Origin of the sequence: Capnocytophaga sp. oral taxon 332 str. F0381 (assembly GCF_000318275.2) — a bacterium.
Lineage (GTDB): Bacteria > Bacteroidota > Bacteroidia > Flavobacteriales > Flavobacteriaceae > Capnocytophaga > Capnocytophaga bilenii.
Window position 1 is genome coordinate 1081 of the sequence record NZ_KB291275.1, and the last position, 372, is coordinate 1452.

The following is a 372-nucleotide window of genomic DNA, read 5'->3' on the forward strand; positions in this document are numbered from 1 at the left end:
TAAATAACAAAACAATTGTTACTAAATTTATAATTTTCCTCATCTTATTAATTTTTTAAGGTTCTTAATTCTTCTACTTTATCTCTTTTCTCAACAACCACTTGTATAGCTCTCCCTTCTGCTTGTCCTACAATATATTTTTGAGGTGTCTATTTAGCTACATACTAATTGACTTTGAGAAATGGGAGAACCCTCTACAATTCTTTTCATTAATCTGTTAAAGATAGTCTCTTTGCTTTGTGAGCGATTGATTCTAAAACTGTATTCCGCTTAATCATTAATTATACTTACTAAATCGATATCATCTTTTTGCATCTCTTCCCATTGCCATTTCCAAAAAGCGAAACTAAAAATCTTTTAGAAACGCTTTTA

Annotated in this window: 1 pseudogene; it reads right to left on the bottom strand. The window is 29.3% G+C overall.

Annotation, left to right across the window (positions count from 1 at the left end):
- Nucleotides 1-153: 153 nt before the first annotated feature.
- Nucleotides 154-270 (bottom strand): annotated as a pseudogene (locus HMPREF9075_RS13430) (IS1595 family transposase); the annotation flags it as partial.
- Nucleotides 271-372: the final 102 nt, after the last annotated feature.